A 22,225-nucleotide genomic window follows, 5' to 3' on the forward strand; every position below is an offset into this window, starting at 1 on the left:
ATTCTGCACCAGCCCAGGGTTTCCACCCTAAGCATTGGTGTATATTTGATAACCCAACGATTTAAAGTTGAGTGGTAAAAATGAATGTTTCGCTACCGTATATAGCCACCACACCCTACTACAACAGTAACTTCAACTGGGTTATCCGTTTCACCCCCCCTTTTAATACACCTCAGTTGATGACCAATTATTGTTGTATTTTTAAACGTATCAGTAACAACTTATTTAATTTTAGTTGTTGATTACAAAATAAAAGTCAGCCTACAATAGAGCTAACTTTAATTAATTTGATACTTGTGATATGAAAAAAAACACCTGGTTGCCAGTTGCTTCACACCCAGAACTCTTAGTTGGGCAATATATAGTGCCTAACTTTGTTTCTAATTCTGTGGCTATTCAAGTTAATGATAATGAATTTATTCTAGTCAGCCCAGGAGCATCTCTGCTAGAGAATTGGCCGGAAGAGTGGCGTAAACCTGATACAAAAATACATATTATCATGCCTAATGCTTGGCATTTTATGGGCGTATCTGCGTGGCAAGCCGCCTTTCATAATCATACGCTATACGCCAGTGAATTAGCGAAAGCTAAACTCATTGCGAAAAAAGCATTCTCAGAAAATCAGGATATTGTTGCTTTACAACAAAAACAACCACCGTTACCAGAATGTTACCAACTTTTATTTCCACCTGGACACCGCGCTGGTGATGTTTGGTTAAAAAAACAAACCTCAGATGATACGAGTACTTGGATCACTTGTGACAGCTTCTTAAATTATGAACGACTCTCTAATCAGCCTGTTGCCCGTACTTTACAAAAAATATTAGGCGCGGCACCAGGGTTGAAGATGAGTCAGGTTGTTAAATGGTTAATTATTAATAATAAGCAAGCTTTTAAAACATGGTCTTTAAATCAATTGGAGCAAGATAATCCCACGACACTCATCCCTTCACATGGTGAATTGACGCAAGATGATCAGTTAAAAGATATAATTAAAAGTGTGATTACATCTAGCCTATAGAACATAGCAACGATAGCTAACTTAAGTAAATAACTTAGATAACGGGTACTCGCATGATAGTCGTCGCAAGAAACAGTTGCGCGACTACCGCTTATAACCGCACAGACAACTTACGTTATGAATCCCTTGTCATCAATGAGCAAAGATCTCTTGCGGCATTTTTGGGGGATGTTGCATGACAAATCGCAGATACTAACGCAACACCATCCACATTTGTGGCGATAACAGCATCAAGATTGGCAGCATTAATACCTCCTATCGCCACAATAGGGAAAGAGCTTTGAGCAACTGCCTTAGCCAGTCCTTCAATGCCCCATTCTTTCTTAATATTGGTTTTTGTTGGCGTAGCAAAAATTGCACTCAAGCCTAAGTAGTCCACAGGCAATGACTCTGCTTCAATAAGTTGTTGTTCATTTTCAATCGACAGACCAAGTAATTTAGTTTTACCAATCAATCGACGCGCTGTTGCTGCTGGCATATCCGATTGGCCAAGGTGTACGCCATCAGCATCAATAGCCAACGCAACATCGACTCTATCGTTAATGATCAATGGCACGCCTGTCCCTTGCAAGATAGCCTTCACAGCCTGCGCTCTTTCGATAAAACGGCGCACATCCCCCTGCTTTTCTCGTATTTGTACCATGCTAACGCCACCAGCAACGGCTTCATTAACCACATAAGTCAATGTAGCAAGATCTTGTTTATCATCAGTAACTAAATATAAACGGTATGGATTCATGTTGTCTCACGATAATTTCAAGCGTTGAATCAGTGTATCTTCATCCAATTGATACAAGGCATCCAATAAATTAAGTTGTAAGCTGCCAGGACCTTTTGATTGTTCTGCGGCAATTTCACCGACCACACCGAAGATCGCGGTAGCCGCTAATCCAGTTTCTTCGCCTACCGCGGCAAAGGCACCGGTAAGCGCGCTCAATGAACAACCCATACCAGTGACATACGGCATCATTGCATGGCCATTTTGCAACTGAACTTGCCCCTCTGGTGTGATCACAAAATCAATCGCACCAGAAATAACAACACTGCACTGATAAGTGTTAACCAAATAACGCGCAGCACCAATCGCCGTATCGCTGCTATCCAGCGCATCAACGCCTTTGTTCTGGCCTTTTTCGCCAGCCAGCGCGATGATTTCAGACGCATTACCACGAATGATTAACTTATTCGCGGCTTGCGCTATTTGACGTGATGTTTCGGTTCGCAATGCACTAGCACCGCATCCGACAGGATCAAGTACCACCACCTTGTTATTTATATTTGCCTGCTCAACCGCAAACACCATACGCGGTGTCCACTGGCTATCTAAAGTGCCAATATTGATAACGAGCGCACCAGCAAAAGACATCATTTCAGCCATTTCTTCACGGGAATGCGCCATGATTGGCGACGCACCAATCGCAAGCAATACATTTGCGGTATTATTCATCACCACATAGTTAGTAACATTCACCACCAGTGGTTTTTGCTCACGCAGTGCATTTAACGCGGTCACAATCGTATTGATATTTAAACCTAATGGTTGATTCATGCTTTGCCCTCAGAGATGATGTCTAATCCTTGCTGCCAAAAAGCAATTTCCATTCGTGTCGCGGTTCTAAATACTGTGATCAAGTCTCGCCCACGCTGGCTGTGCAAATCAATTTCAGCTAATAACACATCGATGTGTTCCATACCTCGAAGGGCCCCTTGCTGAAATTCATCACCACTATAGAGTGTGATCCAGTCTTTAAATTGATTGCCTTCCAGCTTGGTATTTTCATCTGCAATAAGGTTGCGCCCTATTTCTGCATAACCAAAAGAACAAGGCGCTAACGCTACGTATAAATCAACAATATCCCCTTTCATACCGGCATCCAGTACATAGCGTGTATAGGCGACAGTACCAAAATCTTCGTCTTCCGCTTCCAAGTCAGACTCAGTCATACCCCAATTACTACAATAGCTCACGTGGTGGCTAATCTCTGAACTCAGTAATCCATTCACACTAGGCAGTGCTTGACGCATATCAGCTAGCGTGTTCGCTTTGTAAATAGCCAACGCATAAGCGCGCGCATACTGTTTTAGAAACAAAAAATCTTGCTTTAGGTAATGCAAGTAACATGGTTGTGCTAACGTGCCTTTTGCCAATTGTTGAACAAAAGTATGTTTGGTGTATGCATCCCAATCTTGACGACAGGCATTGATTAAATCTTGATGATTCATATAACAACTCATTAATTTATTTTTATTGATTAAAAAAAAGAATTACAACCGATTACAGCGCAGGTACATAATCTTTTGCTTTCGGTAAAGACTTGATGATATTTTGCGAATACATGAATTGAGCATAATCATCATAACGCTTCAGATCGATCGCTGAAGGACGCATAGCAAAACGTGTCAAAGTATCGTTCCAAGCGCGTTTATTAAGCTCATTATTTAATGTGTCTGGTGCGTACGCCGCAAACTCTTTCCACGCTTGCTGCGGATGATTAACAATATAAGTCGTCGCTTGCTCTATGGCCTTATTAAATCCAGTAATCGCTGCTTTGTCATAGGTATTTGCATTCGCAACAAAGATCAGCTCGTCATAGGCTGGTACACCGTGTTCTTCAGGGAAAAATGCCTTTGCTTTAAAACCTTCAAGGGCCAGTTGATTCCCTTCAAAGTTACGAAATCCCCCCCAGATTGCATCGACCCGACCAGATGCCAGTGAAGAAGAAAGCGCCCACCCTACATTAATAATTTTAACATCGTCATAGCTAACGCCACCTGTTTTCAGCATAGTCCCTATCGTTGCTTCTTCATTACCGGAAAACGCTATACCAATTGTTTTACCCTTAAAATCAGACAAATCATTGATCTTTTTATTGTCTAATACCATCAAGGTATTTAAAGGTGTCGCAATCAAGGTTCCCGAACGGATCAATGGTAAACCAGCAGCGACATCAATCGTCAAATTAGGCTGATAAGAGATCGCTAAATCGACCTTCTTCGCTGCAACCAGTTTTGGTGGCATACTTGGATCAGCAGGCTCTTGAATGTCAACATTAAGACCTTGAGCTTTAAAATAACCACGCTCTTTCGCAATAACGACAGGGCCATGGTTCGGATTCACGAACCAATCCAGCATCAGGGTCAATTTTTTCGTTTCTGCATGAGCAAAGACAGGTAACAGAGTCGCAGTAAGTGCCAAAGCACTAAAAATAATATTCTTTTTCATTAAACGTCCTTAAATTCCGATCAAACTTCCCAAGGGATCAGTTTTTTTAACAATTTATCTGCCACAAAATAAAGCGTGATAGACAAGGCTGACAATATAAATAACGCGGCAAACATTTCATCTATCATCATGCGTGCATTTGCCTGCAACATAAGATAGCCCAAGCCTTCACTTGACCCGACCCACTCTCCGGCAACTGCACCAATTGGCGCAATAACGACCGCCACACGGATCCCCGAAGCAAGCGTTGGTAAAGCCGCTGGAAATTGAATATGACGCAACATTTGCCACTTGGTCGCGCCCATTGTTTTTGCCAGATCAAGATAACCAACGGGAGTATTTCGTAAACCGTCGTAACAACAGGTGGTAACAGGAAAAAAGATGATCAACGCCGCCATCACGATTTTGGATGAGATACCGTAACCTAACCACAACATCAATATTGGTGCGATAGCGAACACGGGAATGGCTTGGCTGGCAATCAAAATAGGCAATAACCAACGTTTAACTGGATTGAACAGCAGCATTTGTAGTGCGAATAACAACCCCATAGTTAAACCGAACAGTAAGCCAAGTACGATCTCTTGCGCGGTGACCCAACCGTGTTTAAGTAAGACAGTGTGTCTTTGAAGCAATCTTTCGAATACATCCACAGGGCTGGGTAAAATGAATGAGGGCATCTCAAAGATAATCACGACAGCTTGCCACAAGCCAATAATCACCGCAGCGCTAATCACCATGCGAACCAGTGGGTTAACTACACGTGGTTTACTTTTCACCTTGCATGGTATTATATCTGCTTGGAGTGTATTAACTTGGATTGCGTCTACCTGATTTAAATCACTCATAATCTTGATCCAAGCGAGCCATAATGGTGCGCTGAAGTTCAGCACACTCCGCATCAAAATCACGAGGCGTCACAGAGGCGGGAACGAGCAACGATTCTGCATAAGCAGGCTTTCCTTGCATAATATAAAGTCGGTTTGCTAAGCGAATAGCTTCTTGTGGATCGTGGGTGATAAATACCACCGTTTTATCTTGCAGCAATTGGTAAGCAAGGTTTTGCAGGCGATAGCGTGTTACTGCATCTAACGCAGAGAATGGTTCATCCATTAATACGATGGGTTTGTCTTGCATGAGCGTTCTCGCCAGCGCCACGCGCTGACGCATACCTCCGGATAGTTGCTGCGGCAAGTAATTTGATTTATCCGCCAGCCCCACTTTTTGTAATAACGAGTGCGCTTTATCAAACTGAATGTGTGTTTTCTTTGTTTGATAATCCGCACCGCCAAATTGAGTGCTTAACATAACGTTATCTAACACCGACAACCAAGGCATCAACAGATCTTGCTGCGCCATATAAGCAATATTATCCTTGATGTCACATTGAGGTTGCGTGGAGAGTTCACCGGCCCAATCCACTTTATTGTCAAGCAAGTTAGCAAGGTAGCGCAGTAAAGAGCTTTTACCACAACCACTTCGCCCCAAAATACATGTCCACTGCCCTGCGGGAATATGCATATCAAGTCCAGCTACAGTCACTTCAGTACTGTCGTGATAACGCAGGTAGCCACCTGATATATCGATACTGACAGCATTTTTGTTGGCAGATATCGCCAATGTATTAGCAGACATTAGCGTGACCACTGAAGAAATGATTTACCGGTCCATGGCCTTTACCTATCTCTAATTCATCGGCATGCGCAATGGCCTGTGAGATATACTGTTTACCCAGTTGCACAGCCCGCAACAGATCATTACCTTGTGCCAGATAGGATGCGATAGCCGAAGATAACGTGCAACCAGTACCATGAGTATTACGCGTGTTGATACGTTTTGCTGTTAAGTGGTGGACACCTGCGGGGAAAATGAGCAGATCGTTACTGTTTTCATCTTGTTCTAAGTGACCACCTTTGAGTAGTACTGCTTTTGCACCCAGTTGTCGAAGGCCAGTGATCATGTTGATCATGTCTGCTTCGCTGCTCGGTATTTCACTACCAATAAGCGCAGCACCTTCAGGTAAGTTTGGCGTAATGATATCGGCAAGCGGCAGTAATTCCGCTTTGAGCGTGCTGATCGCAGATTCTTGTATCAATAAGTCGCCACTGGTCGCGACCATGACGGGATCGACAACTAAAAATGCAGGTTGATACTGTTTTATTTTGGCCGCGACTATTTTGATGATGTCATCATCGGCCAGCATACCGACTTTAACTGCAACGATATTCAGATCAGTAAAAACAGCATCAAGTTGTTTTTCGACATGTTCAAGGGGTATTGGGAAAATGGCTGACACGCCGAGGGTATTTTGAGCAGTAATTGCGGTGATCACTGAGCAGGCATAACTGCCCGTTGCAGACATCGCTTTAATGTCGGCTTGAATACCAGCGCCGCCACCACTATCGGAGCCCGCGATCGTGAGTACGATAGGTGTAAATGCAACTTGGTTTTTATTTATTGCGGTAATGTTTGACATAAAGTTCCTAAGGCTAACGTATAGGAACTTTATCGAGCTAAAATTTTATGACACGTGACGGATCAAATAATACAAAGCAAGACTTACTAGTTCCCTACGCCAGTATTAACTGAATCAGGTTCAACGGGTCTTGCAAAGTGCAATCTCAGCCTAAAAGGCCCCCCGACTATATATGCGCACATAATAACAAGTTTTATTAAAAGAGCAACTTAACAATGCTAATTACCTTTAATGTAGTTAGTTTGCTTAGTCATTGAGCATGACTGCATTATTTTCTGGTGAGGTACTCAACCAAGGCGATTTAATGTTCTCGTTGCCGACACTCCACAATATACAACCAACTGGCAGGATATAATGATTTGAATCGTCAATTTCCCTTGGTAATTATAAAAACGACAGAGTCGCTTGGTAGTTATGGTACGACAAAGTCCCTTGGTGATCACAGGCTTAACGCTGTTGATCTAAACCATAGTTGGACAGAACTGGCTTAGAGTTATTGTGCTAACCGAGATAATACACATTAGATTTTGTAGCTAAATTCGCTATACCACTACACTGCTGTTGTAAGGGTATTTTGATAAATAGCTTAAACTGATATCATACACCTGTCTAAAATCAATGTTTAAGTTATAAAGATGAAAAAACAAAGTGGTTTCACTTTAATCGAGCTAGTCATGTGTATCATATTACTTGCTATTTTATCATCCGTTGCAATCGCAAAATTCTTAGATTTTCGTACAGATGCACGGAATGGTTCTTTAGCCGAAGTCCGTGCTCAAATTGAATCTCAGGCAACAGTTGTTTATGCAAAATTAGCTTTAGCAGGGTTAGAGAAAAGAAACCCGAATAGAAATGATCCTATCACTGGTGGCGGATATTACGGAGATGAACCTGCGGATAATCCATTTAAAAATATCTGCGGTCATGATTGCTATTTTATTTATGGAACACCTTCCGCCTCGTCAACAACAATATCCTCACTTATGCACAGAATTGGACAAGGACAGGATATCGTCTTTTCTGGGTATCATTCTAATGATTGGGTTTCAGAGGGTGTATCTGGCACTAATATTGTAGCTACGTTTTCTTTTAGAGATAATGTAAATATATCTACAAATCCAGAGCTCAACACGTTAAAAGCAGAAAGTTGTTTCATTTGGTATTCAGGAGCAAGAGAAGATAGAAGCTTTAAGATTGGAACTGTCTCATGCGAATAGAATAAATTGTTGGGATGTTTGATGATGGTCAACGAAGGCACCTAGAATTATTTTTGCTGGGTGTTGGTTCGCTAGATTTCACGTAGTGAACCATTATTAGACACGGATGCTAGAATGATTGATGCAATCAATCAGCACGCTGATTTATCACTGCCAAACACTAAAACATTACCGACTAAATGGGTCGTTGACTGCCGAAAAGTCGGTTACGGTCTTCCCGCCTTACAATATCTGCCACGCTATTTATATCGGGGCGTATTACCTGATAAAGACATCATCGACACGAGCCATAATACGGTGACATTCAACTATAAAGACGGACAAACTCAAGCAATGAAAACCAGAACCTTACCGACATTGCAATTCCTCTGGCTTATCTTGCAGCATGTGTTGCCGAAAGGGTTACAGCGAGTGCGGGATTATGGTTTTTTGCACGGTAACGCCAAGCGGTTACGCGTGCGTATTCAAGTCATATTACTGCATCAGTTAAATTGGAGTATGCCTAAACTAGTCGCAACGTTCACTGCGAAAGCCATCAGAATTTGCCCTTGCTGCCAGCATGAAATGAAGTGCGTTGGTATCACACGAACGACCTAGCCGAAAGGTGAACATAATAGGAATAATGGCATTAATAACACAGGTTAGAGATATTAAATTTATGGTGAACACTGGCTAGTTAATTGATAAATAACAGGTCTATTATTTATCTCAATTTCGCTCGTCTTGGATTTACCCCAAAGACGAAGTACCCACTAAGATTAAACACGTGATTTAATATATAAAAGAAGGACTTGGACTTTCTCAACACTCGAATAAGGTGTCGGTTTCGCGACACCTATTCTTATATGTTATTTTACTGAAGCGAAATGATACCAATTTGAGGGTATCCACCATTATCATTTGTCCGATAACGAATCCATACATTTGATTGATTAGAAACTTTGGCCGTTAGTGCTGTAGAATAAAGCGCATCGGCAGTAGGATCTCCAGCCTTCCCTAATGCAATCCAACCTGATATCCCTTCAACTTGAATTAAATATTGCCCACCACTATTTATATAAGCAACCGTAATTTTTGCATTATGCTTATCTAGCATCTCAGCTGATGCAAATGTAGATACAATAAAAAAAATGGTGAATAATAACGTTTTGTAAATTTTGATAAAATATACTCCGTAAAATATAACGCCTAAATAACAGGCTAAAAATAGTGGGCTAAAATGGAGCGAAGCGAATAGCCCGCTGTATTTAGGCTTACTTTATTGCCTAGCTAGCATTATCCTACACGGTGAACCCGTATACGACTACCTACACAGCCACTTGTTTTATCATAACCAATATTAACTTTCTCACCAGTCGAATACGCAGTTAAAATCCTAGACATAACTAAGCTTCTTGATTCAGCGGAAATATCAGACGCAATTGACAAATAATCTAAAGTTGAACATGTAGGGTGAGAAGTGGGTTGACCTTCAACTCTAATTAAAATTTGTGTACTACCAGTATAAGTAAGAACGTTAGTTATCTTGCCCGAAAAATTCGCATCGTAACCTGCAAACGTTAAATTAGAGAAAGTTAAAGCAACGCCTAAAAGTATAAATTGTTTCATATGTAACTCCTTAGTAAATATTGTAATGCTAACGTTTATTTTATGGGATTCCGTATAATACCTAGAAAATAACTAGCGTTATATCCTTGATAAATATTAGGTCGTTGAATGTGTTAACTAACCTGCCGCGTACTGGCGATTTTTTGCATTTTTGTTTTGAATAAGTAATAAACATCAGCCTTTCTTGAAGGCTAAGGAACATTGAAATTTATTACCTTTAAATCATCAACATTTTGTGAAAACAAGATAAAATCTAAATTTTCAATGTTAACTGGCGGCAATAATAATATCTGCGGCTTATGTCTATGCGCTTAGTTAATTCGCGATATTAAACCACCCCTTTAGGGATTCATGGCGATATATTTTAACTTAAACCACGCAGCAATCATCACCCCATATAAATCAACGAAACCGCTATTCTTTACGATACTTTACACTTCTCACCGCCGGTGGATTCGGCCACTTCTCTTTTAAAACAACTAGATAATAAACTTGAATCACTTTATTCTTACGCTTTGTTGAAATCTAACATTACCCTTAGGCGGTTCTAGAACGTGTATTAATCAAAACGAACATATCCATTTTTATTAGCTGTTTTACCCTGTTGCTGGTTGGGATTAATGTCTGCCTGTGGTATTCACCGACAACAGCAGAGCCTGATTTATTTACAATTTAAATGCAGAAAGAGATAAAATGAAATGAAAAGCATAGTTTATGAAAATAAGTGTACGGTACAAAAAAAAGTTATAGCAAATATAATATACGGAATATTGTATTGTATTTCTCTTTTATTCATTACACCTACATGGGCTAATAAAGTCGAATTGTTTGAATCAAATAAAACGCCAGTTTTCAGAACCGGTAATGATTTTGATACATTAGACATTGTTCCTGCAGATAAGAATGGTATCTCATACAACGTATTTAAAAAGTTTAAGCAAGATGGCAACCCTATTAATATAATTAATAATCCAGCTTTAAATCCTTTACTTAAAAACACGATCCAAGCACCTACAGTGATTGTATTATACGTAAAAAACACTAGCATTGAATTAGGTCAATTAAACATTATTGGCAAAGGCGCTGAACTCATTATTGTTAGTGATACAGATATTACCTGCTTATCTTGTGATTTTAATAATATTTCTCGGCTAGTACTCACGACAGGGACCCCTGTTTTTAATAATGATCGATTAACTTCATTCAATGTAACCCAAGGAACCATTAATATTGATTCTGGTAATGATGTATCAGGCCTAATGACAAATGGAGCTAGTGTAATTGATCTTATTGCCAATAAAATTAATGTAAATGCGGAAATTAATACCCAACTATTTGGACGGAAAACAGCACAAGGTAAAATTAAAGTTGATAACAATGGACCATTGAGTGTTGCTGTAGGAGAGTTACAGCTAATTTCTGGTCATAATATTTTTGACTTGTCTTCCGGTGCGATAGCAGTTCAAACAGACTCGACATCCAATGTTGACAGCACTATTAATGTATCGGCCCCAATTTATGCTGGTGATTTAAATTTAGAATCTACAGCATTACATGCAAAATTAACTATCAATGCCCCACTAAGTACAATCGCAGATTTAACCCTAGCGAGTACCTATAAAACAACAACTGTATTACCTTTAGATTCAATTACACTTAAGGCATTTGGCCCTATAATCATTACTGACCAATTAAAGTCTGGTAACAAGGTTAACCTCGAAAGTACCAATACTATTTCAATAATCCAACCGCTAGGTTTTAACCAAAAGAGTATTGAGACTGGATCGTTGAATATCGCAGCGGTAGGTTTATTTTCAAATTATGGTGTTCTCCAGTCTAAAGATTTGTATATAGCGGCAGGTCGTATTAATAATGAGAATGCGTTATGGGGGACTGATGAAGTCTACCTTGCTGTACAAACTGATATTGATAACAGGTTTGGTGGCATGATTATAGGCGAAAAAATTGCCCTAAATGCCAAAGGAAAAGTTAATAATGGTTCACTTAAGCCTTACCGCCTTATCCCAGGTAATCGCAACGGTCAGACTTTCGGCGATCTTATCATTGGTACCGCGCCCAACCTACCTGATGATCCAAATGGGATGGTTCGAGAACGCATTGATACTCTCGCAGCCACTATTTTGGGAAGCGAAATTGTTATTCAAGCCAGTAAATTCAGCAATCTTAATCCTTATGTTGTTACGAGAGCCTCTTATGGGAATAAACCTGCTGAGTTGGATACCGTTAAGAATAACCAAGTCATTATTTCTGCTGAAACGTCAATGACAATTAAGGCTAAAGAAGAAATTTTTAACTCTTCGGGCATTATCGAAGTATTAGCCGGTTCGCTTACTGTTGATGCACCGCTGATGAAGCAAGAGCGTTATCATGTTCGAACGAGTACACACACCGGAATGAAAAATGTGAGAATAGATCATTGTGATAATCCTAAAAGTGCTCACTATAAATATGCTCGAACAGAGGGAAAAGCTACGAGTCCCCAACAATGTAAGAATTATTGGGATAATTATCGTCCATGCAATATGTTGCCTATAATGTGCCCAGGTTTCTCTATTTATAATTACTTTAAACCAGATGGTGATAAGTTATCCAAGACTCGTTTTGAACGAGTGAATGCGGAAGTAACAACCCCATATGTACAAATATTATCCCCTCTCGCTCGAACACGCATAAATGGTAACCTAATGTTAAACGCTAAACGCTTAGAAAATGAAAGCAGTGCAATTGAAGTAATTGGAAATGTACAGGGAAAATCAGGACACATTAATATGGTCGGGTACAAACTTGACCGTTTCGCAACCCTTACCACGATAACTCATCACTCTAAACGTTACTGTTCTCGTCGTGCAATAGTCTGTTTGAAACGAAAAACAAGACGTTGGACAACATCTTCAACTGAATTGGTTAAACAGGAAACTATGTTGAAATTCCCTTTTATTTTCTTTGTAGATGGCAAAGTTGAAGCCGGATTTGGGACTCAAAGTCAAAATTATGATGACATAACCTTTGGCCCCAACAGCTAACTTGGCAATTAAATTATCTCTTTTTAATAAAAATTGAACATGATCACCAGAAATTGGAGTGGAACAATGCAACGGATAAGCAATCCAATCACCCACCTGCGAGATAGCATGTGGTATAGAATTACTGCACATATATTGACAGTAGTATTATGTCTCAACATAACAGCCCCTGTTTATGCAGCAGTAAAAATTGCACAGCAGGTAGAGGATGTTGAAGAATATCTTTATAGTTCGGTACGTTATGAATTTATGCAAGATGTGCGCGAGCATTTATATAAAGCAACGTTTGAATCAAAAGCAGCTTCTATTTTTGATGGGTTTGGCTATTTTTATGATCAAGTCTCGGCGCATAATAGCAATGCATTTGAAGACGTAAAACTTGTCCCTATTAATGTTAGTGACATTACGATCTTTGTGCCAGTGGCACCAAAAAAACCACTTTATATTGGCACGCCCTATGTTGAAAGAGGACTCATTAAACAGCAATTATCTCAACTATTAAACAAAGCTTGGATTTCAGGTAATGGTTATAACAATTTCAATGAACTCACAAAAGATCTTTATCAGAATGCTATTCACGTACTTGATGAAAAGCAGTTCAAATTTGGGCAAAACCTTACTCTTGAGCAAATAAAAAGTATAAATAAAGACATAATCTGGCCAGAAAAACGTACTTTAAGTACAGGGAAATCAGTTTATGTTCCTTTTATTTATCTAACACAAGCAACAATTAATAGTAATAAAATAACCAATTCTACATTTAGCTTTGATACTGCAGAAATAAATACAAAGAGCTTTACGGTGAATGGTGCTCGTATTGAAGCTCGCCGAGATTTATTGATCAAAACACTTGAGGATTTCAATTCAATTTCGGGTGGTAGTGTAGGTTCAGGCGGTGATTTAACTATTTCAGCTGGTCGCAATTTAAATAATTTATCAGGTTCAATTAGTGGTCAAAACGTTACTCTTATCGCGAATAAATTAACCAACGATACTTTAGTAACACGGTTTGACTATGGTCATGGATATTCAGAATCATTTGATACATTAGGCACGATAAGTAGCTTAGGTGATTTAAATATCCAAACTAGTGGTGACGTAATAAGCCATGGTGGTCAATTTGATACGCAAGGTACTATGCGTATTCAAGCTGGCGGTGATGTTTTATTGCTGACTCAGGAAGCTAAAAATGAACGTCATGAGTCTGGTAATGGCTGGACTGATAATGAATCATCACTCGTTAATTTGCAAACTCACCTTTCTGCTGTCGATTTACTCTCCATTGTGACAAACGGTAACATTATATCGCAAGCGGCCATTATCGAAAGTGAGGGTATTTTAGAACTACTTGCAGGAATGGGGATTACAATTATTCCTGCAGAAAATGTGACTTCAAGTAGCAGCTCATTCGAAGCATCTTCGAGTGGTACTTTTGGTACCGATGTGAGTGAGTCGAGCGATATTAAGCGAGCTACAATCGTACGCTCTTTGCTAAAAGCTGGCAACAGCATGGTATTGAAAACGGAGCAAGGAAATATTGTTCTTAAAGCTGTTGCAGTTGATACTCTAGGCGCAGCAAAATTAATAGCTGAACATGGCGATATTCAACTCCTAATATCAAGACATGCAGAATCAGCAGATTATAAAGAATCCTATGAAGGGTCTTTATCATATCGTCACCAAGGTCATGGTTATTACCGAGAAAAAGCCTACTACAATGAATTTGTAACTGGTGGCGGCTTAATGCTTGATGCTTTTAATGGCGTCCGTATTGAGTATGCTGGCCATGCCGATGATTTAGATAAAACGATTGAAGAACTGGCTCATTCACCAGAACTAGCTTGGATGAAGGACATAAGGGACAGAAGCCAAAGTGGGGAAATAGACCCTGCTGTTTGGGAAAACGTCGAGCTCATCATGAATGAGTGGAATTATGATGATAGTGGACTGTCTCCCGCTGCAATGGCTATTATTGCAGTGGTTGTGAGTATCGTCACTTATGGTGCTGGAGCTGCGATTGTTGGGACTGCAGGAGGTGCTCTCAATGGTGCAATGGTTGCTGCGGTACAAGCTGGTGTTACGGGGTTAACAAATCAGGTTACGACCTCTTTACTCGGAAATGGTTTTGATCTAAGCGCAACGTTAAAAGAGCTTGAGTCTAGTGATACGGTAAAAAAACTTGCAACGTCAATGGTTACCGCAGGTGTTATTTCAGGTCTTGATACAGCGCTATTCGATGGTTATATCAATATCGATGAACCATCTATTTGGGCGCAAAGTGCTCAAGCGGTGACACACGCAGCAATTAATACTTCAGTGCCATTATTAATTAATGGTGAGAGCTTTGATGATTTTGGTGAGAGCTTTCTCAACAGTGTTGCAATGTCAGCTGTAAATACATTGGGTGAAAAGGTTGCTAATAAAATCGGGGAGGCGGCTAAAGACAATAAGATTGGTGATGCAACTAAATATATTGCGCATGCTGCTTTAGGTTGCACGCTTGGCTCGATGACAACTGCAGTTAATGGTACCAATTCGAGAGGTGTGAGTGAAGGGTGTTGGTCTGGAGCCGCTGGGGGCGTTGTCGGTGAATATATAGGTTCCACCTACAGAGATGACATAGATCAAATTGAGACAGAGACGGCTGAAAAAATCGAAGCCATCATGAAAGAAGAGTTAGTAAATGATACAGGAGAAAGTGTTCAAGAATACGCTAAAAAACAAAATCAGCGGTTCTTAGAATTAAGACAACAAGGCATTGATATATCTAAACTGGCGGCAGGAATTTCAGTCCTTGTGCTGGAAGGGGATGTTGACGTTGGTATTCAAACTGGCGGAAATGCGGCTGAGAATAATGCGTTATTTATTCCAATAATGTTTATGGCAGTTAGAATCGCATTAATGGCATACACTGCTTATGAAGTGAAGCAAGCAGTTGAAAAGATTGTTGACCTTATAAAAAATGGAACCGATGACCAGATAAGAAACGAATTACAAGGCGTGCTACTAGAGGCTGGAGCTGAAGTCGCCTTTGGTCAGATTGCTAAAGCACTTAAAGCAGGAGAAAAGCTCAAAAGTATTTTGGATAGATTGAGCACTGATGAACTTGTAGAGGCAACACAGAAGTTGCTCACCGGCAGAGGGCAGCATAACCTTGCAGCGGATATAGGTAACGCAAGTGCTTGTATGAAGGGAAATTCTCATTGTGAGATTAGTACATCTTCAAAGCCGCCTGCAACTAGAGATGAATTAAGTCATGCAGCTTATAGAGCTCGCTACCCTGGGTCAACATTGAGTGAGTCACAGTATGCAGAACAGCTTAAAAACAAAAACATTGGTGAAGATGGTCGTTGGAGGAATAATGATACAACTGGTAAACCATCAATCGTTGGCACTCCGAAAACTCCAGTTAGATTTGAAAATCTAGACCCTAAGGAATATGAGAATTTAAATCGTAAGACCTCAGATCTTGACGGACATCCAGTAAATTTAAATTATCAAGATGTGGCAGAATTGCGTGTTGAAGCACATCAGGGCTATGAAAAAGCCAAAGAGATTAATGATTACAATTTGATGAAGTTTTATGATAACAAAAAGAAACAATACTCGGCAGATTTAGGGGAAATGTCGACAGAGGGAATGAGCCGGAAACTGGTCGGTGATGATGCAACTAAATTGTATAGTAAGTATCCTGGTTTAAATAAAACAAACAACCAGTTCGATCAGATTTATAAATCTGGTATTGAACCCGATATCACGATAACCTTTTTAGAAGCTAAAGGTGGTAATAGCAAATTAGGTAGTAAAATGTATGAAGGTGAACGTGTACAACAAGGCTCTAAAGAATACACTGAGTCAATCATTAAGGACATGAATTTATGGTACGAAAAGGCAAGTAAGAGCGCTAAAAACCCAGAGGAAATGGCCGAATTTAAAAAGACGCTTGATTATCTAGAAGATTACCAAGAGAACTTTAAATATAAAGTTGTTAAGCAGAAACTTGATTCTATCGATGGCGCATTAAAATATATTGAAGTGATTGATTATGAACACTAGGAAAACCAACATGACATTGACACATTACAGATTTAATGAGTTCGGCACTCTTAGTCCTTCCATACAGGAAAGAATAAACTTAGATTATATCAGCGACATTAAAAATTGGGAAAGACGAAAAGTAAATAATTTTAATGCGAGTCGTTATCGAAACTTATTAAGTTTGAATAAATTACAAGCTTTAATTGGGAAAAGTTATTTACTAAATAAACCTAAAACCCAAATTATGCGTCACCTGTATACATTCCCAGAGTCAGGGATGTTGGATGTCTTTTCTCAGTTACATGAGGGTAAAAAGATAACACTCACGTTAGAGGGGCATAGTTGTGAGGTGATTGCCGATAGTAAAAAGGAGTTAAGCTTTAGGGGTTGGCTTGACATGTTCTTCGTTACCTTGATATTACGCGATCATTTTTCTCACTTGCCGATACTACTTGGTTTGCCTGATAATATCATTTCAAAGCCATATAGTTCAGGTGAGATTAATGGGTTTAATCTTGCATTTGCCGAACTATGCAAAGGTATGTTTAACCCCTACGCAGACATGCGTAAGCTAAGAGACAAGGTGGTAGAAGCGTCTGCTCATTTTTATGTGGAGTGGGAGGAGCAGAAAGAATACGTTAATCATCTCTATTTACCCTTGGTTGAATTGCTCTGCGTTGTTCACAGCGCAGAGAGAGAATCACATTATCAGAGTAGCTTATTGCACGCACTGCAGGCACATAAAGCCTACTATGATAATGAAGATAGGTCACATGCTGCAGAGGCAATGATTGCGCTTTGTATCACAGGCATTGCAGCTTATGCCTATGATAGGTTCGGCCTAGTACCAGAAATTGAAACTGATTATATGCCGCAGTGGCTAGTAAAAGGTGAATTTCCGACTTACGATGAGGCCTTTCCGGAAATAAAAGCACTACCTAAGCCAATACGCAGTGATTTTGAGTTTACCGCGGAGAATTTGCCCAGAACTCAACCTGAATCGAGGCGTATTTACGAAGCAGCGCTAAAGTGGGCAAAAGAAGAACGAGAATTACCGCCTCTTTGCGATGTTATTGGCCGTGATATTGATTCTAAACCGGTCAACAAAAATATTGTTGGTGAAATTTTTATCGATGTACTAGGAGACGATTGGGTTCTAACGCTTTATTCTATGGAGCCAAGCTTAATACAAGATCCGCAAGCTTGGTTAGCAGCTATGACAACACGCTGGCAGGCGTTTATCGCACAATATTCACAAGAGGCTATCACGAATGTGAGGTTTATTGAGTGTGATTAGTTATTACCGATAGTCTTCTTTTAAACATCTCCACCTCCATAGGTGGAGATGTTTTACATGAGAAAATCGATGGCAAAAAACGATGTCCATATAGCGACTTAGCAACAGCTCTAACGCAGAAAGGGGCAAATCTGGTTTAGACTATCTACACCCCTACCATATAAAAACCGAAAAATTAGCACGCATGGCTCCTAAGCATATATCAGTTGCAGGCCAGAGAACTGAAAGGTTTTCAACTCATGTCAAAGTGTCTAGGTTTGACCTTCGTAATGTATTATAGCGACCATCACAGCACTGTATAAAAACACAGTTCAATACTGTATAATCTACACACCTGTATGTTAATTAAGTGGATGTTTTATGCGAGTACTTTGTTCTGAGTGTGGTGATAAAAGCCGCATACAAAAAACGAATAGAATTTCGATTGAATACACAGATTTATATTGCAGCTGTACTAATCCAGAATGCGGCCATTCATTTGTAATGAACCTAAGCTTTAGCCACACATTAAGCCCGTCAGCAAAAAGCTCAGGTAAGCTGGCCTTTGAAATGCTGAAATCACTCGATCCCAGTCTACAGAAAGAACTTAAGCAGAAGCTTTCAATGTTGTAATAGCAAAACTGGGTTATGAGGGTTTGCTATTACACATCTAAGATTGTTCACCAGGTCTAATCAATCGACTTATCTAAACGCTCGGTATTACAAGCACCTTTCAAAACACCCATACGTCTAACCATTTCATTCATGCGCCTTGTCATTTGATTCATATCCCGCACAAGGTTTCTTGCCGCTTCAGAATCGATTAGCGACTTACCCTCTACATTCATCGTCTGCAGAGTCGTTCCATTACTATCAACAGTAATGAGATATCGCGTGATATGAGGGTCATCATTTAACTCTGTCACAATGCCACTTGTATCAAGTACCTGGTCATCTTTATTTTCTAATATTCGGCGCTGGAATATCTTGCTCAGACTCCAATTAAACTTAACTTTTCTCATATCTACCCATCTCCATAACTGTCATTCTATGTTGGAATTTATTAATAATATTCTTCAATTACCACACAACTAAACAGCCTATTTATGGCCTATTCAGTCATCTGATGTTTGCTACTCGTGTCATCGTCTTTCTGCTGAATACAGCTTTAACGTGAACGTTATAATCAATAATATGGGCTGCGGTTTTATAGGGCTGAATTACCATGTTCAAGTACAACAGCATTAATGCTAACGCGTTAACTCGGCGCTTCTTCGCCCGTGTCGTTCTGTATCAATGTCAATAAATACACGACGACTTCCTCGTTATTTTTAACCGTATCTTGCGCTGATGCGTCAATTACAAAGTTCTCAGCATCTATTTGTAACTCTTTCATAATCCAGTCCTTAAAATAAAACAACTGGATAAGATTACAGTGGTTTCATTTGCTTGTATATGTGAAAAAAGCACATTCCAAAAATGGATTATATAACGATAGCAGTAACCACTTTTAACCAGCACTAACCCCAATCCCAGTTTTCCCAATCTTCCCAACCAGGCACAAATTCTTGATTATTATCCACCTTGAGCGCTGGCGTATTCCAACCCTCCCAAATATTACGTTCTTTAGGCCTCATCTCGACAAGTTCTGGCGGATGATATTTGCTGTCAACGTAATACCCTCGCCTAAACTTCATAATTTGGTCTTTATCGAGCCGGATTTGGCCACCTTGCTCCATCGAATTGACCAGGTGATCATCTAAATTGATACCACGACTTTTCAAAAGGGTTTTAATTCCAGTATTTAACCTGTCGCTTTTAGAGGGCGTACAGTTAGTGACAGAACTCCGAGAAGCCCCTTCGGGACTCATTAAACCCTCAGCACCTGCGGTGCTACTGGCGATCGCTTCACTGTCGAGCAATGCTTGAGACTTGCGCTGGATCACCCAGTTGCGAATACGAGTCTTAACCGGTGTTTCATCGGTAACTTTGAAGCCCTGGATCTTACTTACGTACTCTCCGTATTCATTGCCCATCTCGGTGCCGTCGTAATCATTACGAATGAGTAAATTTTTACGCTTCACGAATGGGCCACCTTGCGCCATGACATACCCTGCAAAGTCGCCTTTGTCGGCACACTTCATTGCAGTGGATGCGCTATCGATGTCTGTTTTTAATTCTGCTTTGTATTTGCTGGTAAGCACATCCCAACGTTGTAACGAATTCATTGCGGCATAGTTTAAACGTGGCCCCTGAAAGTCTAATTTAGGGCCTATAAGGTAAGGGTTTTGATCTGGGAATAACTCGATAAATAAGTTGTATTGTTGCTTTGCATTGAGCAAGGCAACGTAGCTTTTGAATGTGTTTACATCGTTGTTGGCATAACGGCGTAATTCTCGATACGTGGTAACCGGTGCCCCACCAATCGCTTGAAACTGACGAATACGCCAACGACTTGCCCAGGCAGTAACGTGCGCGGCCATTTCTTTTTGGTCGCGCCCTGTCTCGTCGTCTTTTTCATCATCCATGGCATAACCATCAATGTTCTTACTGATGTATTTAGCAATGTAGCCGGTTGCAGAACCCAGTTCAGAATCGATAGCAACAATCTCGCATCGAGTCCGTAAGTTCGGTGGCCCTACTGCTATTTCTTTCTTGTTTATGGTCGGGAATAATTCTTTAAAATCTTCTTGTACTGCGTAATGCGTGAATACCTCACTCGCCCGTTTTACATCATGGGGCTGCATGAATAACAGTAAATGCCAATGTGGTGTACCGTCGTGATGTGGTTCAACAACTCTGATACCAAATACTGAGATATCATCACGTTTGAATTGAGCGCGGATTTTAGCCCAAACGCTACATAAATAACGCTGTGCATCACGGGGACTGTTACCCATCCAGTGATCGATAAAGCCGCCCTTTTTTCGGGTGTGGTGATATTTGGATGGTGCGGTTAAGGTAAGGAACAGCCCTTCGCAACCCATAGCTTGGGCAATATTCTCGTAACCACGCATCCGAACCATAAGCTCGCAACGGCGAATGGCTGGGTTACCCGTGGATTTATAGAACATTTCAGAAAGTGCTATCTCTTCGTCCATGTCTTCATCAAAGACCGACATGCCTTTGATGAAATCACGGTTACGTTGTTTTTGGTTCTTCCATTCGTGCAGACAGTCACGGGAACAGTACGGGCTTGCTGACTTTTGTACTTGGCCTACAGCTATTGCTAGGTGCTCGCGCATTATCGAACGCTTGGCTTTTAGTTTGCTTTCCCAGGCACGATTGCAGGTTAAGCGTAAAATGCCACACTCTGCTTCTGCAGCTGTTAACTCAGATTCGGGTTTATCATACGGTGGCGTATAACCAAACTTACGGCTAATTTCACGTAGACCACAAAAGACCTGGATAATAGACTGCTCGTAGCCTTGGGATCCATCCTGCTCTGCAGCTTGGTCATCGAGTTGTACGGCAAAGAAATCAGCGTACTGTTGGGCTAATACTTTGAGTTCGCTTTTATCCATTTCTGCGAGCAGTTTTTCGCGGAACAAGTCGCCACTGCGGATATAAGAATCACGGTATTTAGCTTGCTGGTTATATTGTGCTAATACCTTTTTTAAACGCGGGTTAATCTTGGCGCCCACGGTTTTTCTTAAGTACTTGTTGGCGTATTGACGGCCATTACGTTTAAAGGCTTTGATATAGCGCTCGGCAAAATAGCGACTAAGGTAATGCGGCATATCACCAAAGAACTGTTTGCGCCATTGATGGTCTTCGAGATCGGGGTTAACCTGGAACATCGCATTTTCGATTAGCGACATTTCAGGTTGTGGGAATTCTTTGCCTAGCGCGGGCATTCTGACTGGCTTACTGCTGCAGTCCTCCGCGCTTTCAATCATTTCAATAATGGTGCTACGGCCAGGTAATGACTGGGCATGATTTACACCAACCATTAAAGCGATAGCTCATCATCAACAAAGATACGATAAGCTTTACTACGACAATGACTCATAGCGCTGCCTCCGTTTTTATAACCTTGGTATTACCGTAAAACTCCACATCTTCAAACCTGAAAAGATAACGGCCGTTCTTGCCATCAAAACTAAAACAGCTAATAAAGTCTTTTAAAAGAGAAGTAAAATCACCTTTCGAAATAGCTGCAGTCTGATCAACAGCTAACTCTCGTACTGCTTCATGCAAATACTTGGTGAGTTCTTCGCATGGGTAACCGTCAATAATTGAACCGGCGAATAGGTCAAACATATCAATCATTTCTTGTTCGTTAATTTCATGTCTAATAATCATGGTTAAATATCCTTTAT

General features: G+C 40.4%; 19 protein-coding genes, 1 pseudogene and 1 riboswitch. Of the genes and pseudogenes, 7 read left to right on the top strand and 13 right to left on the bottom strand.

The window, feature by feature from the left end; translation table 11 throughout:
- Window positions 1-301 precede the first annotated feature (301 nt).
- On the top strand, window positions 302-1,021 hold the full coding sequence (locus HWV03_RS13030; protein ID WP_211676293.1) for a hypothetical protein: 720 nt from the start codon (window positions 302-304) through the stop codon (window positions 1,019-1,021).
- Between the two features lie 115 nt (window positions 1,022-1,136).
- On the opposite strand, the gene thiE is transcribed toward HWV03_RS13030, so the two are convergent.
- Genes thiE through thiD form a run of 7 tightly spaced genes read right to left on the bottom strand, consistent with a single transcriptional unit; the run spans window position 1,137 to window position 6,720 of the window.
- Window positions 1,137-1,760, bottom strand: coding sequence for a thiamine phosphate synthase (thiE, locus tag HWV03_RS13035; protein WP_211676294.1), 624 nt, complete (start codon window positions 1,758-1,760; stop codon window positions 1,137-1,139).
- Window positions 1,761-1,766: 6 nt separating this feature from the next.
- Entirely contained in the window at window positions 1,767-2,570 is an 804-nt protein-coding gene (gene thiM, locus HWV03_RS13040; protein ID WP_211676295.1) for a hydroxyethylthiazole kinase, read from the bottom strand.
- Window positions 2,567-3,244, bottom strand: coding sequence for a thiaminase II (tenA, locus tag HWV03_RS13045; RefSeq protein ID WP_211676297.1), 678 nt, complete (start codon window positions 3,242-3,244; stop codon window positions 2,567-2,569). Before tenA ends, thiM begins: the two co-directional genes overlap by 4 nt.
- A gap of 52 nt (window positions 3,245-3,296) precedes the next feature.
- Window positions 3,297-4,244, bottom strand: a complete 948-nt coding sequence (locus HWV03_RS13050) for an ABC transporter substrate-binding protein (protein WP_211676298.1) — start codon at window positions 4,242-4,244, stop codon at window positions 3,297-3,299.
- Between the two features lie 20 nt (window positions 4,245-4,264).
- Window positions 4,265-5,092, bottom strand: coding sequence for an ABC transporter permease (locus HWV03_RS13055; protein ID WP_211676299.1), 828 nt, complete (start codon window positions 5,090-5,092; stop codon window positions 4,265-4,267).
- Window positions 5,085-5,879 (bottom strand): ABC transporter ATP-binding protein, encoded by a 795-nt coding sequence (locus HWV03_RS13060; RefSeq protein ID WP_211676301.1) that lies wholly within the window; start codon window positions 5,877-5,879, stop codon window positions 5,085-5,087. Before HWV03_RS13060 ends, HWV03_RS13055 begins: the two co-directional genes overlap by 8 nt.
- The gene (gene thiD / locus HWV03_RS13065; protein WP_211676302.1) at window positions 5,869-6,720 is read right to left on the bottom strand and encodes a bifunctional hydroxymethylpyrimidine kinase/phosphomethylpyrimidine kinase; all 852 of its coding nucleotides are present in this window, start codon (window positions 6,718-6,720) and stop codon (window positions 5,869-5,871) included. The genes HWV03_RS13060 and thiD overlap by 11 nt, the downstream gene beginning before the upstream one ends.
- Before the next feature lie 74 nt (window positions 6,721-6,794).
- A riboswitch (TPP riboswitch) is annotated at window positions 6,795-6,895 on the bottom strand.
- Window positions 6,896-7,355: 460 nt separating this feature from the next.
- Here thiD and HWV03_RS13070 point away from each other — a divergent pair.
- Together HWV03_RS13070 and HWV03_RS13075 are read left to right on the top strand one after the other, a co-directional pair.
- Window positions 7,356-7,937: a type II secretion system protein gene (locus HWV03_RS13070; protein ID WP_211676305.1), complete on the top strand. Its 582-nt coding sequence runs from the start codon at window positions 7,356-7,358 to the stop codon at window positions 7,935-7,937.
- 108 nt (window positions 7,938-8,045) lie between these two features.
- A pseudogene (locus HWV03_RS13075) lies at window positions 8,046-8,534 on the top strand (transposase); the annotation flags it as partial.
- Between the two features lie 256 nt (window positions 8,535-8,790).
- Here the strand turns inward: HWV03_RS13075 and HWV03_RS13080 are convergent.
- Entirely contained in the window at window positions 8,791-9,033 is a 243-nt protein-coding gene (locus HWV03_RS13080; RefSeq protein ID WP_211676307.1) for a hypothetical protein, read from the bottom strand.
- Between the two features lie 179 nt (window positions 9,034-9,212).
- Complete coding sequence (locus HWV03_RS13085; protein ID WP_211676308.1) at window positions 9,213-9,545, bottom strand: hypothetical protein; 333 nt, start codon at window positions 9,543-9,545, stop codon at window positions 9,213-9,215.
- A gap of 698 nt (window positions 9,546-10,243) precedes the next feature.
- Here HWV03_RS13085 and HWV03_RS13090 point away from each other — a divergent pair.
- The 4 genes from HWV03_RS13090 to HWV03_RS13105 all read left to right on the top strand — a co-directional run bounded on the left by HWV03_RS13090 (window position 10,244) and on the right by HWV03_RS13105 (window position 18,536).
- Window positions 10,244-12,589 (top strand): two-partner secretion domain-containing protein, encoded by a 2,346-nt coding sequence (locus HWV03_RS13090; RefSeq protein ID WP_211676309.1) that lies wholly within the window; start codon window positions 10,244-10,246, stop codon window positions 12,587-12,589.
- A 66-nt stretch (window positions 12,590-12,655) separates the two neighbouring features.
- The gene (locus HWV03_RS13095) at window positions 12,656-16,645 is read left to right on the top strand and encodes a DUF637 domain-containing protein (protein WP_211676311.1); all 3,990 of its coding nucleotides are present in this window, start codon (window positions 12,656-12,658) and stop codon (window positions 16,643-16,645) included.
- 10 nt (window positions 16,646-16,655) lie between these two features.
- The gene (locus tag HWV03_RS13100; protein ID WP_211676312.1) at window positions 16,656-17,924 is read left to right on the top strand and encodes an immunity 49 family protein; all 1,269 of its coding nucleotides are present in this window, start codon (window positions 16,656-16,658) and stop codon (window positions 17,922-17,924) included.
- Between the two features lie 360 nt (window positions 17,925-18,284).
- Window positions 18,285-18,536: an ogr/Delta-like zinc finger family protein gene (locus HWV03_RS13105; RefSeq protein ID WP_211671963.1), complete on the top strand. Its 252-nt coding sequence runs from the start codon at window positions 18,285-18,287 to the stop codon at window positions 18,534-18,536.
- Between the two features lie 56 nt (window positions 18,537-18,592).
- Here HWV03_RS13105 and HWV03_RS13110 read toward each other — a convergent pair whose 3' ends face one another.
- The 4 genes from HWV03_RS13110 to HWV03_RS13125 form a co-directional block, all read right to left on the bottom strand.
- Window positions 18,593-18,925, bottom strand: a complete 333-nt coding sequence (locus tag HWV03_RS13110) for a hypothetical protein (RefSeq protein WP_211676314.1) — start codon at window positions 18,923-18,925, stop codon at window positions 18,593-18,595.
- A 236-nt stretch (window positions 18,926-19,161) separates the two neighbouring features.
- Window positions 19,162-19,299: a hypothetical protein gene (locus HWV03_RS13115; protein ID WP_175545872.1), complete on the bottom strand. Its 138-nt coding sequence runs from the start codon at window positions 19,297-19,299 to the stop codon at window positions 19,162-19,164.
- A 124-nt stretch (window positions 19,300-19,423) separates the two neighbouring features.
- Window positions 19,424-21,856 carry a replication endonuclease gene (locus HWV03_RS13120; protein WP_211676315.1) on the bottom strand — a complete coding sequence of 811 codons (2,433 nt, stop codon included), beginning with the start codon at window positions 21,854-21,856 and terminating at the stop codon, window positions 19,424-19,426.
- Window positions 21,857-21,911: 55 nt separating this feature from the next.
- Window positions 21,912-22,208 carry a hypothetical protein gene (locus HWV03_RS13125; RefSeq protein ID WP_211676316.1) on the bottom strand — a complete coding sequence of 99 codons (297 nt, stop codon included), beginning with the start codon at window positions 22,206-22,208 and terminating at the stop codon, window positions 21,912-21,914.
- Window positions 22,209-22,225: the final 17 nt, after the last annotated feature.

This window comes from Moritella sp. 36, from assembly GCF_018219415.1.
Lineage (GTDB): Bacteria > Pseudomonadota > Gammaproteobacteria > Enterobacterales > Moritellaceae > Moritella.